Consider the following 14,752-nt stretch of genomic DNA (forward strand, 5'->3'; position numbering starts at 1 on the left):
CGACAGTAGGCCTGTGTGCGACGGCTGCGTTTGACGAGTGTGGCTCCCGGTGCCAACATGGGAGGCTGCAAGCACCTCGGTAGGTGAGGCGTCTGCACGGATACAGGCCACTGACCCCGAACGTCGAGAGACGCCCCGGGTCAGGACAGCTCTTCCCGGCCTAAGGGTTGAGCCCAAGTGGCTTCCGGTCCCCGGACCGGATACGCCGTGCAGTGCCAAAGCTCCGACGAGAGGGGTGCGTCCGCTCGGCAGCTGTGGCCGCCGAGTGTCGACCCCTTTCGTTCAGGTGATAGTGGTGACACCCCCGTGTGTCCTGGCCGTGAGGAGGTGAGGGCGAGATGAGCGTGCCTTGTCCAGGCGATAGTCCCCATGCCATATCCATCGCGTCCCGATCCGGCTCCGGCGTTCCTGCTGCCTGAGTTCGTGTTTCCCACGCCCGCACTGTTGCGGGAATGACGCACGCCGGTCGGGCTTTCCGTCAGGAGTCGACCTATGACGACAGCATCGACAGCCACACTGCACCTCGTTCCCGCACCCCGACCCGCGCTGCGCGGCCGCGCAATTCGCCGCCTGTGTCGTCGCTTGGGTGAGGCCTGGTCCGCAGTGCTCGACATGACGCCGCAGGACCGGGCCAACGCATACGTGGCCCGGACCCCGGTCGCGATGATCGCCGACTAGTTCCATGACAGCGATCTCGAGCGAGAGCCGGTTACTGCCAACCTTTTCCGAGCCGTTGGACGCGGCACACACCGGAGACATCGTCGGAGCGTTCGGCCGCATCGGCCGGGATGCCGCCGTCGCCGGTCGTTGGCGCCGCCTGCGCACGCTGATGGTGATCAGCGGTCCCGGGCTGATCGCGATGGTCGGTGACAACGACGCCGGTGGTGTCGCGACGTACGCCCAGGCCGGGCAGAACTACGGGATGGCCCTGCTGTGGACGTTGGCGCTGATGATTCCCGTCCTCTATGTCAACCAGGAGATGGTGCTACGGCTGGGTGCGGTCACCCGGGTCGGGCACGCGCGCCTGGTATTCGAACGGTTCGGCAAATTCTGGGGCGCGTTCAGCGTCATCGATCTGCTGATCCTGAACGCTTTGACGATCGTCACCGAATTCATCGGCGTCGCACTGGCGTTGGGGTTTCTGGGCTGTCCCAAGATCGTGGCGATCCCCGTGGCGGCCGTGCTGTTGTTCGCCGTGGTGGCCGGTGGCTCGTTCCGCCGCTGGGAGGCACTGATGTTCGTGCTGATCGCGGTGAACGTGGTGATGATCCCGATGATCCTGTTCGTGCATCCCACCTGGAAAGAGACGGTGCACGGACTGGCGCCGCAGTTTCCGGGCGGGCTCAATTCCACGGTGCTGTTGCTGGTCGTGGCGATCGTGGGCACCACGGTGGCGCCCTGGCAGCTGTTCTTCCAACAGTCCAATGTGGTGGACAAGCGCATCACCGCCCGTTGGATTGCTTATGCGCGAGCCGATTTGGTGCTGGGCATCGTCGTGGTGATGGCGGGGGCGACAGCGCTGATGGCGGTGACCGCGTTCGGATTGGCCGGCCACGCCGACGCGGGCGCCTTCACCGACGCCGGCGCCGTGGCCTCGGGTCTGGCGCACCGGTTCGGCAGCACGGTGGGAGTCCTGTTCGCGATCATCCTGCTGGACGCATCCCTGATCGGCGCCAACGCCATTGGGCTGGCCACCACCTACGCCGTGGGTGACGCGATGGGCAGGCGGCACTCCCTGCACTGGAAGATCGGTGAGGCCCCGTTGTTCTACGGTGCCTACGCCCTGCTGCTGGCGGTGTCCGCGGCCATCGCGTTCAGACCCGACCATGTGCTGGGCCTGGTGACCCAGGGCGTGCAGGCGCTCGCCGGTGTGTTGCTGCCCTCGGCGACGGTGTTTTTGGTCCTGTTGTGCAACGACCGCGACGTGCTGGGCCCCTGGGTGAACACGTTGCGGCAGAACATCTTCGCGTGGACGACCGTGTGGTGCCTGGTGCTGCTGTCCCTGGCGTTGACGGCGGCCACCTTCTTTCCGAACCTTTCCACCGCGACCATCGAGATCGGCCTCACCGCCGGCGCGGCCGCCGGAGTGGTGGGCGGGGCCGTTGTGGTCCTCGCCGGCCGCCGCTATGACCGGTCAATCGGCGGCGACGAGCTCACCGTGACGCTGAGCCGTGCCGAGCGCCGCGCCATTCGCCGCCGGGAACTCGCCGAGTGGCGCACGCCGGCGCTTGCGACGCTTGCCCGGCCGGTCATGTCACCGGCGCGGCGGGCCGGCTTGTTGACGCTGCGCGGCTATCTGGTCCTGGCCGTGCTGCTGGTGGTGGTCAAGGTGATCCAGACCGGGGTGGCCTGACGGCCACGCTTTCGTTCAGACGAGACCAATCAGCTTCAGATCGGCGACGTACTTGTCGATCAGGGCCGCGGACAGATGCGGAATGTCCTTGTCCGAACCGATTTTCGCGTCCTGCACCGCCGAGCGGAATACGTCGGTGGGCGCCGGCGCTCCGGGCAAGGGTTGCTGGGGAATGCGGTAGGAATCCAGCAACGACAGTAGCGAGTATTGGCGCTGGCTGTCGGGCAACGCCCGTAGCGCGGTCTCGAAGCGGCTCAGCCACTCGTCGTAGTCGGCGATGCGCCGGATGTCGTTGCCGCCCTTGATCAGCCAGTCCACAAACACATCGAGCGAAATGCCGTCATCGTGCGGGTTCATCACGTCGAACGAATGGAAGGCGTCGGTCACCTGCGCGCCGAGCGTGGTGACCGCCTCGGCCACGAAGTCGGCCGGCAACCCGTCGTAGTGGGCGCGCGGACGGGGACCTCCAGGGACGGTCCGGTAGAAACTCTCCGGCGCGATACCGGTGACCAGCAAGCTGAAAATCAACCGGGTGAACGCATCCGGGACGTTCAACTGACCCGCAAAGTCACTGTGCGCCAGGATCATGTCCGAGCGGAACACCGCCGCCGGCAGGCCGCACAAATCGTGTGCTTCGCGTAGCAGCACCTCACCGGCCCACTTGCTGTTCGCGTATCCGTTGGCGTAGCCGTCGTCGATGGTGCGCACCGGGCTGACGGTCCGGATGTCGCCGTCTTCGTCGAACGTGTCGACGGTCATGGCGACCGCCACGGTCGACAGGTAGGTGATCGGCTTTATTCGGCCGGTGATGGCCAGGCGGATCACCTCGGCGGTACCGACCACATTGGGTCCGAACAACTGGTCGTAGGGCAGCACGTGGTTGACCAGCGCAGCCGGATGCACGATCAGATCGACGGTATCGGCGAGCCGCTGCCAAACCTCCTCGGACAGCCCGAGATTGGGTTCGCCGATGTCACCGACGACGACCTCGAGGTGGTCGGCCGCCAGCGCGCGGAACTTCTCCAGCAGCTCGGTATCCCCGGCGCGGTACGCATCCTCGAGTCGCCGCCGGGCCGCCGCTTCATCGGCGGCCCGCAGGACCGAAATAAGACGTCCGCCGGTCTCGGCGAGCCGCTCCAGCCATTCCAGCGCCAGGAAACGTCCGAGGTATCCGTTGGCTCCGGTCAGCAGCACCGTCTGCGGCGTCCCGGTGACGTGGGGCAGCGAGCCGGCGGCGGCCAGGGTGGCCGCATCGATGAACTTGTCCAGCGTCAGGTCGGACGCCCGGACTTGTGCCGCCCCCCGACCATGCACGTTGGCGAAAGTTGGTCGTTTCGAGGTGGATTCACGTTCGGCCGCCACGTAGTCGGCGATCTGGGCCAAATTGCTGGTCGGCCCGATGATCAAACCCACCGGGACCTCGACGTCGAAGATGTCGCGCAGCAGGTTGGAGAACGTCAGTGCCGACAGGGAATCACCGCCGAGATCGGTGAAGTGCTCATCCGGCCCGGGCGCACCGCCGACCAGACCTAGCAGGGCCTCGGCTCCGCGCGCCACGGTGTCGATAACCGGCCGTTCGACCGCACTTTCACGCAGCGAACGCAACTCGGCCACCCGGGTGTCGGCCAGTTCGGCATACCGCCGCTCGAGCCGTTCGCCATAGTGCTCCTTGAGCTTGGGGCGTAACAGCTTGCCGACCCCGGACAGCAGCCCGTTGTCGGAACTGAACGGTTCGAGCTCGACCAGGAAATCCGCGGGCACCTCGTAGGATTGCAGCTCCGCGGATTTGGCTGTCTGGCGCAGGGATTCGCTCAGCGCGGCCTTGAGTGCAGCGTCGTCATCGCCGAAGCGCTGCAGTGCCTCGGTGGTGGGTACCACCACGGCCAGCAGATACGGGCGTTCGCTGTTGCCGTAGACGAATATCTGCCGGACCAGTGGCGCGCTGGCGAAGATCGCTTCCAGTCGGGCCACGGCGACGAACTCGCCCTGCGCCAGCTTCAAGACGTTGTTGCGCCGGTCGACGTAGGCCAGTCGGTCCGGTTCGAGTTCGGCCATCACATCACCGGTCCGGTAATACCCGTCCGCGTCGAATGCGTTGGCGGTCACGTCGGGCCGCTTGTAATACCCGGAGAAGGACGTCGCCGATTTCACCAGCAGCTCACCGCGTGGAAACGGCTTGTCGGTAAGGAAATAACCGAGCTCGGGGACGTCGATCAGCTTGTAGTCGATCACCGGTGGCTTGGTCACCAGGCCGTCCTTGGCGACCATGCCGACTTCGGTCAGGCCGTAGCCGTCCAGCAGATGCACGTCGAGGCAGGTCTCGATGAAGGTTCGCATCTCCGCCGCCAGCGGGGCGGTACCGGTGAAGCTGGTGACTACCCGCCCGCCGAGCACCTGCTCGCGCAACTCTTCCCGGGCCGCCGCCTCCGCGGCATCGACGTCAGCCCCGTCGAAGACACGCCGGTCCACGGAGCTTTGGTAGCTCTGATACAACATCTCGGCGACCCTCGGTACCAGACCCATCTCGGTGGGACGCACCAGGCTCCAGTCCTCGAACAGCGTGGACAGGTCGCTCTCCGGGACGAAATAGCTGGTGCCGCCGGCCTGGAACGCCGAGGACAGCGGAATGCGGCCGCCGAGGTGATTCAGCGGCATGAAGTTCACGTTGAACACCGGAATGTGGTCGTATTTGGGCATCAACTCGTTGGTCCAGATCTTGACCACCATGCGCTCGGAATACATTGCCCCCTTGGGCAACCCGGTGCTGCCGGAGGTGTACATGATCATGGCCAGCCGCTGGTCGGTGCCACCGGTGTACATCGGCGCGGGCGGCAACGTGCGGCCGTGCGCGATCACGTCGGTGAGGATCTCGATGGTGACGGCCAGGCCGGCGTCGGCGAACCTGGCGCGGGCACGCTCCAAACCTTCCCGGTGGTCGTCGATCTCGGGCCGGTAGTCGAAGACCACCAGGCGGCGCACGGACTTGATGCCGGCCGCGGCTTCGGTGGCCAGGTCCAGGTAATCGGCGCTGGCGGCCAGGGTCTGTGGCTCGACCTCGGCCAGGATGGGCTGCAATCGCGACGCGGTGGTGTTGTGCTGCAACGGCACGGCCACCAACCCCAGATAGCCGCAGACCAGATCGATGGTCAGGTACTCCACACTGGCGAACCCGACGGTCGCCACGAAATCCCCGGGTCCGCTCGGATTGACCGGGTCGTGCTGCCAGGCGGCGGCGATCGCCCGCACGTTGGCCCATAGGTCGCGGTAGGTGATGGTGTCGAATCGGGGCAACAATTGCGCGACAGTGCGGCCGGTGGCCGGATCGGTCGCGAGCTCTGATGCCCGCCAGCCCATCGCGGGACGGTCGGCGTAGCCGTCGACCAATGTCTGGATCACCTGCGGCAGCCGCAGCCCGGCCTGCCGTGCCGCGGCGCGGATCGCGGGATCGGGTTCGGCCCGCCGGAACTGCTCGTCCTCAGCGAAAAGCCGCTGAATGCGTTGGTTGAGTCGTTGTTCCTGCGGACCGGTCATGGTCAGCCTTTCGTTCGCTTCGCTATCAAGCGCAAACCGATCGACCGCAGTCCATCTTCCGGGTCACGGGTGTGACCGTCGCCACACCCGCGTTGTCGCAGTGGATTCAGGCCACCACGTTGATCGGGTCGCCGATGGTGACCATGTTGAAGTACCAGGCCGCGTTGTCCGGGCTCAGGTTGATGCAGCCGTGACTGACATTGGCATAGCCCTGCGAGTTCACCGACCACGGTGCCGAGTGGACGTACACCCCGCTGCCGGTGACCCGCACCGCGTACTGAGCGGTGATCAGGTAACCGTCCGAGGAATTCAGCGGGATGCCGATGGTGCGGGAGTCCATGACGACCGAGCGTTCCTTCGACATCGCGTTGAAGTTGCCGATCGGAGTGGGCCGGCTCGGCTTGCCCATCGAGGCCGGCATGGTGCGCAGTACTTCGCCGTTGCGGCTGACGGTGAATGTGTGAGCGGAGATGCTGGCAACCCCCAACAGGGCGTCACCGGTCTCGAAACCCTCGGTCAATTCCTGCACACCCACCGAGATCCGGGTGTGCGCGGGCCAGTACTGATCCGGGATCCATTGCACGACATTGCCATCCAGCCACTGGTAGTGGCCGGTGATGTTGGCCGGTGCGCCGACGTGGATGGCTCGTTCGGCGGCGCGGCGGTCGGTCACCGGGGCGGCGAACGTCACCTCGACCGGGGCGCCCACGCCCACTACGGCCCCATCGGACGGGAAGATCGATGCCACCGCGGGCAACGGATGTGGCACCGGGACTGCGCCGGTGGCCGGACTACCGGACCCGGCCGCGGCCATCGTCGTGATTGCCACCACCACGAATAGATACCGAATCGCTCGACGCATGGCGTTCACCCTTCGGGTTGGTGCGACAAACACACCCAATATTCTAGTGGTTATCCGTTCGGGGCGGGCCATAGCAAACAATTTCGGCGTAGCCCACGCGGGTTTGTCAGCGGGCTGGCCGGGCCGGGATGGACGCGTTAGCCTCAGCGGGAGCCGGGGACGGGCCGGGCCCACCGCCTAAGGAGGTGCGGGTGCTCTTTCGCCAGTTGGAGTACTTCGTCGCCGTAGCCCAGGAACGCCATTTCGCTCGCGCCGCCGAGAAGTGTTTCGTGTCCCAGCCGGCGCTGTCCGCGGCTATCGCCAAGCTGGAACGCGAACTGAATGTCACGCTGATCAACCGGGGTCACAGCTTCGAGGGCATGACGCCCGAGGGGGAGCGGTTGGTGGTGTGGGCCAAGCGGATTCTGGCCGAGCACGACGCGTTCAAGGCCGAAGTGCACGCGGTGCAGTCGGGCATCGCCGGAATCCTGCGCCTGGGCACCGTGCCGACGGCCTCGACGACCGCTTCGCTGGTGTTGTCGGCATTTTGCTCGGCACACCCCTTGGCAAAGGTGCAAATCAGTTCGCGGCTGGCCGCAACCGAGCTGTACCGGCGCCTGCACGAGTTCGAGTTGGACGCGGTGATCGTCCATCCAGCCCCCGAGGCGGGCCAGGACGTGGCACTGGTGCCGCTCTACGAAGAGCACTACGTGTTGCTGGCCCGCGCGGACATGCTGCCGCCCGGGGCGTCCGGAATGCGGTGGCCGGAGGCGGCGCAACTACCGTTGGCGTTGCTCACGCCGGACATGCGGGACCGACAGGTCATCGACGCGGCGTTCGCCGACCACGACATCACCGTCCGGCCCCAGGTCGAAACGGATTCGGTGGCTTCCCTGTTCGCGCAGGTGGCCAACGGGAACTGGGCAACCATCGTTCCGCACACCTGGTTGTGGATGACGCCGACCCGTGGCGAGATCCGGGCGGTCGAGCTGATCGATCCGGCGCTGCGCGCCCCGATTGCGTTGGCCACCATTGCAACCGGGCCGGGATCGCCCGTTGCCCGTGCGCTCGTCGCCTCGGCGCAGCAGCTCGCGCTCGACGAGTTCTTCGACGCCCAGTTGCGGGGGCTCACGCAGGGGCGTTAGCCCGGGCCGGGTTGAGGCTGGCGAGGTGCCCGCTCTCCACCCCCGCGGCGGGGTCGAGTTCGCAATCGATGAGGGCGGGCCTCCGCGCGGTCAGTGCCTCGCTCAGCGCGGCCTCGAGTTCGGCCGGCTTGGTCACGTGATAACCCTTGCCGCCGAACGCCTCTGCCAGCAGCTCGTGCCGGGCGCCGGAGTTGAGCACGGTGGGTGCCGGGTCGGTCCCGGAGACGGCCTCGTCGCCGCGGTAGACGCCGCCGTTGTTGAGCACGACGACGATGACCGGCAACTGGTAGCGGCAGATGGTCTCGATCTCCATGCCGCTGAAGCCGAACGCGCTGTCGCCCTCGATGGCCACCACGGGCCGCCCGGTCTCGACCGCCGCGGCGATCGCATAGCCCATTCCGATGCCCATCACACCCCAGGTGCCGGTGTCGAGCCGGTGCCGCGGCAACTCCATCTCGATGACGTTGCGCGCCAGGTCCAGCGCGTTGGCTCCCTCGTTGACGACATAGACATCCGGGTTGCCCTGCAGCACAGTCCGAATGGCGCCCAACGCGTTGTAGAACCGCATCGGGTGCGGATTCTCGGCCAGCCGCTCCCGCATCTTGGCGTCGTTGCGCGCCTTGCGTTCGGCGATCTCGTCGGTCCACGCCGCCGGGGCGCTGACCGGTTGCGCACTCACGCCCTCGAGCAGCGCCGTCATGACCGAACCGATGTCTCCGGTCAACGGTGCGGCGATCGGCTGATTGCTGTCGAACTCCGACGCGGCAATGTCGATCTGGATGAACTCGGCGTCCTCCGACCATTGCGGTGAGTCGCCATGGCCGAGAAGCCAATTCAACCGCGCACCGACCAGCAACACCGCGTCGGCCCGGGCGATCGCCAGGGAGCGCGCGGCGGCAGCCGACTGCGGGTGCGAGTCCGGTAGCAGGCCCTTGGCCATCGACATTGGCAGGAAGGGGAATCCGGTGGTCTCGACGAACTCCCGAATCACGTTGTCGGCCTGAGCATATGCGGCGCCCTTGCCCAGCACGATCAGCGGCCGGGAGGCCCGGCCCAGGATGCCCAGCGCACGCTCGACCGCCTCGGGTGCCGGCAGCTGGCGCGGCGCGGGATCCACGACCTGCCAGATCGACGCGGCGCCGGCCGTTGCCGGCATGACCTGGCCCAGCACCTCACCGGGGATGTCGAGGTAGACACCGCCCGGCCGGCCGGAGATCGCGGTGCGGATCGCCCGCGCGATGCCGCGGCCGATGTCCTCGACCCGGCCGATCCGGTACGCCGCCTTGGCGAATGGCCGCGCGGCGTTGAGTTGGTCGAGGTCCTGGTACTCACCGCGTTGCAGGTCCACCAGCGGCCGGGCGCTCGACCCGGAGATCTGGATCATCGGGAAGCAGTTCGTGGTGGCGTTGGCCAGGGCGGGCAGGCCGTTGAGAAATCCGGGCCCGGACGTCGTCAGGCACACGCCGGGCCGTTGGGTCAAAAACCCGGCCGCGGCGGCGGCGTTGCCGGCGGAACCTTCGTGGCGGAAGCCGATGTAGCGGATGCCCGCGGCCTGTGCGGTGCGCGCGAGGTCAGTGATCGGGATGCCGACGACTCCGTAGACGGTGTCGACGCCGTTGGCTTGCAGCGCGTCCACCACGAGCTGGAAGCCGTCGGTCAGGCTGGATTGCGTGGTCATGGTTCCTCACTGTTGTCGCGACACTCGACTATGTCCAAGACCGGATCCTTATTCGACGATTCACGCCGTCTATTGACCATTAGCGGATGGGTATTGGACAGCCCCTGACGGTGACCGGCAGGGTTTCGTTAGGACACCGGCACGACGCAGGTGCAGCCGGAAGGAGCGAGGGATGACATCCGAACAGATCACCAGCAACCAGGCGCTCGTGGAGCCGACCACCGGCATCGCGGAGCTGATCGCAAGCACGGCCGCACACCTGCCCGACGCGCCCGCCGTCGTCGTCACCGCCGAGCGCGTCCCGGTCAGCTACCGCGACCTGATGCGACTGGTCGACGACCTGGCCGGGCAGCTGACCACGGCCGGCCTGTCCCAGGGTGACCGGGTGGCGCTGCGTGCGGCCAGCAATGCCGAGTTCGTCGTCGCGCTGTTGGCGGCGTTGCGCGCGAAACTGGTCGTGGTCCCGCTCGACCCGGCGCTGCCGGTCGGTGACCAACGGGCCCGCAGTGAGGCGGTCGGCGCCCGGGTGGTGCTCGTCGACGGCGAGGGGCCGGGAGACAAGTCCGAACCGTCGATGCCGTGGTGGCCGATCGCGGTGACCGTCGGCCGCGATGCCCTCAAGCGGGAGCTGTCGGTGCATCTGGACTCGGCCACCGCCGCCAACCCGAGCAGCTCCTCTCCGGAGGGATTGCGGGTGGACGACGCGATGATCATGTTCACCGGCGGGACCACCGGGTTGCCCAAGATGGTCCCGTGGACGCATGACAACATCGTCGCCTCGGTCCAGGCGATCATCGCCGGATACGAGTTGGGACCGCAGGACGCGACGGTCGCGGTGATGCCGCTGTACCACGGCCACGGGCTGGTCGCCGCGCTGCTTTCGACGCTGGCGTCGGGTGGTGCGGTGTTACTGCCGGCCCGCGGACGGTTCTCGGCGCACACTTTTTGGGACGACATCGACACCGTCAAGGCCACCTGGTACACGGCCGTCCCGACTATTCACCAGATTCTGCTGGAGCGGGTGGCGGACGGCAGGGCCGAAAACACCGAGGCCACTTTGCGTTTCATCCGCAGCTGCAGCGCGCCGTTGACGCCGGAGGTGGCCCAGGCGCTGCAAGACCGGTTCTCCGCGCCGGTGTTGTGCGCATTCGGCATGACCGAGGCTACCCACCAGGTCGCCACCACCGGCATCGACCAGGAGGTGAACCCCGCCGCTGCAACGGGTTTGGTGGGTCGCTCCACCGGCCCCGAGATCCGCATCGCCGGCCCGGACGGACAGCCCGTTGAGCCGGGCACCGTCGGGGAGGTGTGGCTGCGCGGCCGCACCGTGGTGCGCGGTTACCTGGGTGACCCGAAGATCACCGCGGCGAACTTCACCGACGGCTGGCTGCGCACCGGGGACCTGGGAACGCTCTCGCAGGACGGGGATTTGAGCATCCGCGGCCGGATCAAGGAACTCATCAACCGGGGCGGCGAGAAGATTTCGCCCGAACGGGTCGAGGGTGTGCTGGCCACCCACCCGAATGTGCTGGAAGTCGGGGTGTTCGGGGTGCCACACCCGATGTACGGAGAAGCGGTCGCCGCGGTCATCGTGCCCCGGGACAGTGCCCCGAGCGCCGAGGAACTCATCGAGTTCTGTCGGGACCGGCTGGCGCCGTTCGAGATTCCGGCAACCTTCCAGGTGACCGACGAGTTGCCGCACACCGCCAAAGGCTCGCTGGACCGCCGCGCCGTCGTGCAGCGCTTCAGCCCGGCGACCGACTGACGGCCGCGGCCGCGACGCTGCCCCAGGCGGCCCGCGCGCCCGAATCCCCGACCCGGTAGGTCTGTATCAGCGTGGCCGCCGCGGCGGCCACGACGAGCACGGCGATCACCGCGTGCGCAATGGGTTTCACGGCTCGGCCGCAGGCCAGGCGCAGATGCACGACGGCCAACAGGGTGACGGCGACGACCAGTGCCGAGGCGAAGTAGGCCAGCGTCTCGCCCAGCGCCGCGTGCCGGGCCAGCGGCGGTGAATCGCCGACCTTACCGGCCAGCCAGCTACCCGAGGACGTGGTCAACGGCGTCATCGCCAGGGTGACGGCCGCCAGCACCAGCGTCAGCCAGATGAGCCGCCGGCGCGCCGCCGTCCACACCGCACATAGGATCGCCAGGATCGCCGCCAGCGGACCGAGCACCACAACGAAGTGATTGAGCAGAATGTGCGCCGGAAGTCCGTCGACCGTCGACATGCTCGTCGTAGGCGGTTATGCCGTGGCTTTCACCCGAGCCGCGGCGGATTCGGGCATCGGTTCATAGCGGGCGAACGAGCGGGTGAACGACGCCGCGCCGTGCGCGAGCGAACGCAGGTCGATGGCGTAGCGGGTCAGTTCCACCTGCGGCACTTCGGCATTGACCACGGTGCGCTCGTTTCCGGCCGTGTCGGTGCCCAATACCCGGCCCCGCCGGCCGGACAAGTCGCCCATCACCGCGCCGACGAAATCGTCGGGCACCAGCACCGAGATCTCGTCGATCGGCTCCAGCAGCACGACCCGCGTCGCCGCGGCGGCTTCGCGCAGCGCCAGCGCGCCGGCCATCTGGAACGCGAAGTCCGACGAGTCCACGCTGTGCGCCTTGCCGTCGAGCAGGGTGACGCGGATGTCTACCACCGGATATCCGGCATGCACGCCCTTCTCCATCTGCGCGCGGACACCTTTCTCCACGCTGGGGATGAACTGGCGCGGCACAGCGCCGCCGACCACCTTGTCCAGGAACTCGAACCCCGAACCTTCCGGCAGCGGCTCCACTTCGATGTCGCACACCGCATACTGGCCGTGCCCGCCGGACTGTTTGACGTGCCGGCCATGCCCTTTCGCCTTGCCGCCGAACGTCTCCCGCAGCGGCACCCGCAGTTCGACGGTGTCGACGGTGACGCCGTAGCGGTTGGCCAGCGCATCGAGCACCACCCCGACATGCGCCTCACCCATGCACCACAGCACCACCTGATGGGTTTCCGGATTCTGTTCGATCCGCAGCGTCGGGTCTTCGGCCGCCAGCCTGCCCAGCCCCACCGACAGCTTGTCCTCGTCGGTCTTGGCGTGCGCGGCAATGGCGACCGGCAGCAGCGGTTCCGGCATCGTCCAGGGCCTGAGCACCAGCGGCTCGGACTTGTCCGACAGCGTGTCCCCGGTTTCGGCACGGCTCAGCTTGCCGATCGCGCAGATGTCCCCGGCGACCACGGAGGGCGCGGGACGTTGCTGCTTGCCCAGCGGGAAGGAAAGGACGCCGATGCGCTCGTCCTCGTCGTGGTCGGGGTGGGAGTGGGTGGCGCCGCCGTTGGTGTCGCCGCCCCCGAAGAAGGACGAGAAGTGGCCTGACACATGGACGGTCGCGTCCGGCTTGATCATCCCGGAGAACACCCGGACCAGGCTGACCCGTCCGACGTAGGGATCGGATGTCGTCTTGACCACTTCGGCCAGCAACGGCGAATTGACGTCGCAGGCCAACTCTTCGTGCGCGGCGCCCTGCGGGGTGAACACATCGGGCAGCGGGTGTTCCATCGGCGACGGGAAGCCGCGGGTGATCACCTCGAGCAGTTCCTGCGTGCCCACGCCCGTGCTGCTGCACACCGGGATCACCGGGAAGAACGAACCGCGCGCGACCGCCTTCTCCAGGTCCTGGATCAGCACGGACTCATCGATCGACTCACCGCCGAGGTAGCGCTCCATCAGCGACTCGTCCTCGGACTCCTCGATGATCCCTTCGATAAGGGTGCCGCGCGCTTCCTCGATCAGTTCGGCGTCGTCGGCCTCAGGTGACGACTCGGTGCGCTTGCCGTCGGCATAGGTGTACTTGGTTTGCGAGAGCAAGCCGATCAGCCCCGCGCAGTCGGTTGCCGAGGTCGGCAGGTAAAGGGGTAACACCTTGTCGCCGAAGGCATCCTGCGCCGCCGCCAACGCCTCCTGATAGTTCGCGCGGGCGTGGTCGAGCTTGGTGATGACCACCGCGCGCGGCATGCCGACCTGGCTGCACTCCTGCCAGAGCGATTTGGTCGGTTCGTCGACGCCCTCGTTCGCCGCGATGACGAACAGGGCGCAGTCGGCGGCACGCAGCCCGGCCCGCAATTCGCCCACGAAATCGGCGTATCCGGGCGTGTCGACCAGGTTGATCTTGATGCCGCCGTGGGCCAGCGACGCCACCGCCACACCCACCGAGCGTTGTTGCCGGATCTCGGCGTCGTCGAAGTCACAGACCGTGCTGCCGTCGACGACGGAGCCGGGCCGGGACAGCACCCCGCCGGCGACCAGCAGTGCTTCGACGAGGGTGGTCTTGCCGCCTCCGGACGGACCGACGAGCACGACATTGCGGATGCCGTCCGGCGCGCTCGCGGTCGGGGCAGCGCCCGCGCCCTGGGAAGTACTTACTCTGTCGGCCATGACGTTCCTCCAGTTCTTCCTGGGTGCGTGGCCGCCGACTCCCGTACGCGGCGTGATCCAGCCCACAGGACGCAACGCCAACTTTTCCCCCAACGGCCGTTCAGCACAAGGGTCGGCTGCGCCGGAAAGTCAGGCGTGCCAGCTGGACCAGCGAGTCACGGTGATCGCTATCACCGGGCCATTCAACGAAACGGATTGATACTGGTCGTATTTCGCCCGCAGTAATCGGTATCCCGTGGTCAGTGCGCCGCCGTCCCGCGCGATCGTCGCGGTGCCGTCCACGCGAACCCACCACAATTGAGTCCAGTCGTCGGCGTAGTGGTCCACCAGCAGACTGACCGCCGCATTCACTTCGATGTTCTCCAGCCGGCGCAGCCGCTGAGTGCTTTTCGGCTTGGCGTCCACTGCGGTGTAGACGACACCGTTGTTCTGGTCGACGTTGTCCTGGTCGAACTGCACCGCGAATACCACCGGCACCAGGTGCGGCCGCCCGGACGGGGTGACCGTGGCCAGCCGCGCGATCGGCGACGACGCGAACATCGACTGTGGTTCGAAGTCCACCGCACCACCCTAAGGCCGGGGTGCTAAAAGAGTGTCGCTGCTCACACATTTAGCGATTACGCTGCAATCCGACGGCATTTCCGCGTTTTCCGGGGCAGGATTCGGAGCGGTTTCTGGACGGTTTCCGGGGGAGGATTTCGCCATTTCGGGGTCTGACCACCGCATTAGTGGGTATCTGGATTACGGTGGTGGCAACAACGTCCGTCACCATCCGGCTTACGGCCGGGT

The 14,752-nt window shown here is 67.1% G+C and carries 10 protein-coding genes and 1 riboswitch; of the genes, 4 read left to right on the forward strand and 6 right to left on the reverse strand.

All coding sequences use genetic code 11. The annotated features are described in order from the left end of the window. Positions 1 to 68 precede the first annotated feature (68 nt). Positions 69 to 242: riboswitch (M-box (ykoK) riboswitch) on the forward strand. A gap of 250 nt (positions 243 to 492) precedes the next feature. Further along, complete coding sequence (locus A9X01_RS30245) at positions 493 to 678, forward strand: hypothetical protein (RefSeq protein WP_155772316.1); 186 nt, start codon at positions 493 to 495, stop codon at positions 676 to 678. Between the two features lie 4 nt (positions 679 to 682). Further along, positions 683 to 2,353: an NRAMP family divalent metal transporter gene (locus tag A9X01_RS27275; RefSeq protein WP_065123687.1), complete on the forward strand. Its 1,671-nt coding sequence runs from the start codon at positions 683 to 685 to the stop codon at positions 2,351 to 2,353. Between the two features lie 15 nt (positions 2,354 to 2,368). On the opposite strand, the gene car is transcribed toward A9X01_RS27275, so the two are convergent. Continuing rightward, positions 2,369 to 5,884: a carboxylic acid reductase gene (car, locus tag A9X01_RS27280; RefSeq protein ID WP_065123688.1), complete on the reverse strand. Its 3,516-nt coding sequence runs from the start codon at positions 5,882 to 5,884 to the stop codon at positions 2,369 to 2,371. Between the two features lie 106 nt (positions 5,885 to 5,990). Further along, positions 5,991 to 6,746 carry a L,D-transpeptidase gene (locus A9X01_RS27285; protein WP_065123728.1) on the reverse strand — a complete coding sequence of 252 codons (756 nt, stop codon included), beginning with the start codon at positions 6,744 to 6,746 and terminating at the stop codon, positions 5,991 to 5,993. A gap of 191 nt (positions 6,747 to 6,937) precedes the next feature. Here A9X01_RS27285 and A9X01_RS27290 point away from each other — a divergent pair, with 191 nt between their 5' ends. Further along, complete coding sequence (locus A9X01_RS27290) at positions 6,938 to 7,870, forward strand: LysR family transcriptional regulator (protein ID WP_065123729.1); 933 nt, start codon at positions 6,938 to 6,940, stop codon at positions 7,868 to 7,870. On the opposite strand, the gene oxc is transcribed toward A9X01_RS27290, so the two are convergent. Next, the gene (gene oxc, locus A9X01_RS27295) at positions 7,854 to 9,548 is read right to left on the reverse strand and encodes an oxalyl-CoA decarboxylase (protein WP_065123689.1); all 1,695 of its coding nucleotides are present in this window, start codon (positions 9,546 to 9,548) and stop codon (positions 7,854 to 7,856) included. The genes A9X01_RS27290 and oxc overlap by 17 nt on opposite strands. A gap of 172 nt (positions 9,549 to 9,720) precedes the next feature. Between oxc and A9X01_RS27300 the strand changes: the two genes are divergently transcribed. Then, entirely contained in the window at positions 9,721 to 11,313 is a 1,593-nt protein-coding gene (locus tag A9X01_RS27300; protein ID WP_065123690.1) for a FadD7 family fatty acid--CoA ligase, read from the forward strand. On the opposite strand, the gene A9X01_RS27305 is transcribed toward A9X01_RS27300, so the two are convergent. The 3 genes from A9X01_RS27305 to A9X01_RS27315 all read right to left on the reverse strand — a co-directional run bounded on the left by A9X01_RS27305 (position 11,294) and on the right by A9X01_RS27315 (position 14,524). Further along, positions 11,294 to 11,779 carry a DUF2231 domain-containing protein gene (locus tag A9X01_RS27305; RefSeq protein WP_065123691.1) on the reverse strand — a complete coding sequence of 162 codons (486 nt, stop codon included), beginning with the start codon at positions 11,777 to 11,779 and terminating at the stop codon, positions 11,294 to 11,296. The two genes, A9X01_RS27300 and A9X01_RS27305, sit on opposite strands and share 20 nt — an antisense overlap. A gap of 15 nt (positions 11,780 to 11,794) precedes the next feature. Continuing rightward, positions 11,795 to 13,963 (reverse strand): elongation factor G-like protein EF-G2, encoded by a 2,169-nt coding sequence (locus A9X01_RS27310; protein WP_065123692.1) that lies wholly within the window; start codon positions 13,961 to 13,963, stop codon positions 11,795 to 11,797. Between the two features lie 129 nt (positions 13,964 to 14,092). Beyond that, positions 14,093 to 14,524, reverse strand: a complete 432-nt coding sequence (locus A9X01_RS27315) for a TIGR03668 family PPOX class F420-dependent oxidoreductase (protein ID WP_301336972.1) — start codon at positions 14,522 to 14,524, stop codon at positions 14,093 to 14,095. Between the last annotated feature and the right edge of the window lie 228 nt (positions 14,525 to 14,752).

Origin of the sequence: Mycobacterium asiaticum (genome assembly GCF_001668675.1) — a bacterium.
Classification (GTDB): domain Bacteria; phylum Actinomycetota; class Actinomycetes; order Mycobacteriales; family Mycobacteriaceae; genus Mycobacterium; species Mycobacterium asiaticum_D.

Coding starts and splice junctions, on each gene's coding strand:
- A9X01_RS30245 (WP_155772316.1), top strand. CDS start 493: ATGACGACAGCATCGACAGCCACACTGCACCTCGTTCCCGCACCCCGA.
- A9X01_RS27275 (WP_065123687.1), top strand. CDS start 683: ATGACAGCGATCTCGAGCGAGAGCCGGTTACTGCCAACCTTTTCCGAG.
- car (WP_065123688.1), bottom strand. CDS start 5,884: ATGACCGGTCCGCAGGAACAACGACTCAACCAACGCATTCAGCGGCTT.
- A9X01_RS27285 (WP_065123728.1), bottom strand. CDS start 6,746: ATGCGTCGAGCGATTCGGTATCTATTCGTGGTGGTGGCAATCACGACG.
- oxc (WP_065123689.1), bottom strand. CDS start 9,548: ATGACCACGCAATCCAGCCTGACCGACGGCTTCCAGCTCGTGGTGGAC.
- A9X01_RS27300 (WP_065123690.1), top strand. CDS start 9,721: ATGACATCCGAACAGATCACCAGCAACCAGGCGCTCGTGGAGCCGACC.
- A9X01_RS27305 (WP_065123691.1), bottom strand. CDS start 11,779: ATGTCGACGGTCGACGGACTTCCGGCGCACATTCTGCTCAATCACTTC.
- A9X01_RS27310 (WP_065123692.1), bottom strand. CDS start 13,963: ATGGCCGACAGAGTAAGTACTTCCCAGGGCGCGGGCGCTGCCCCGACC.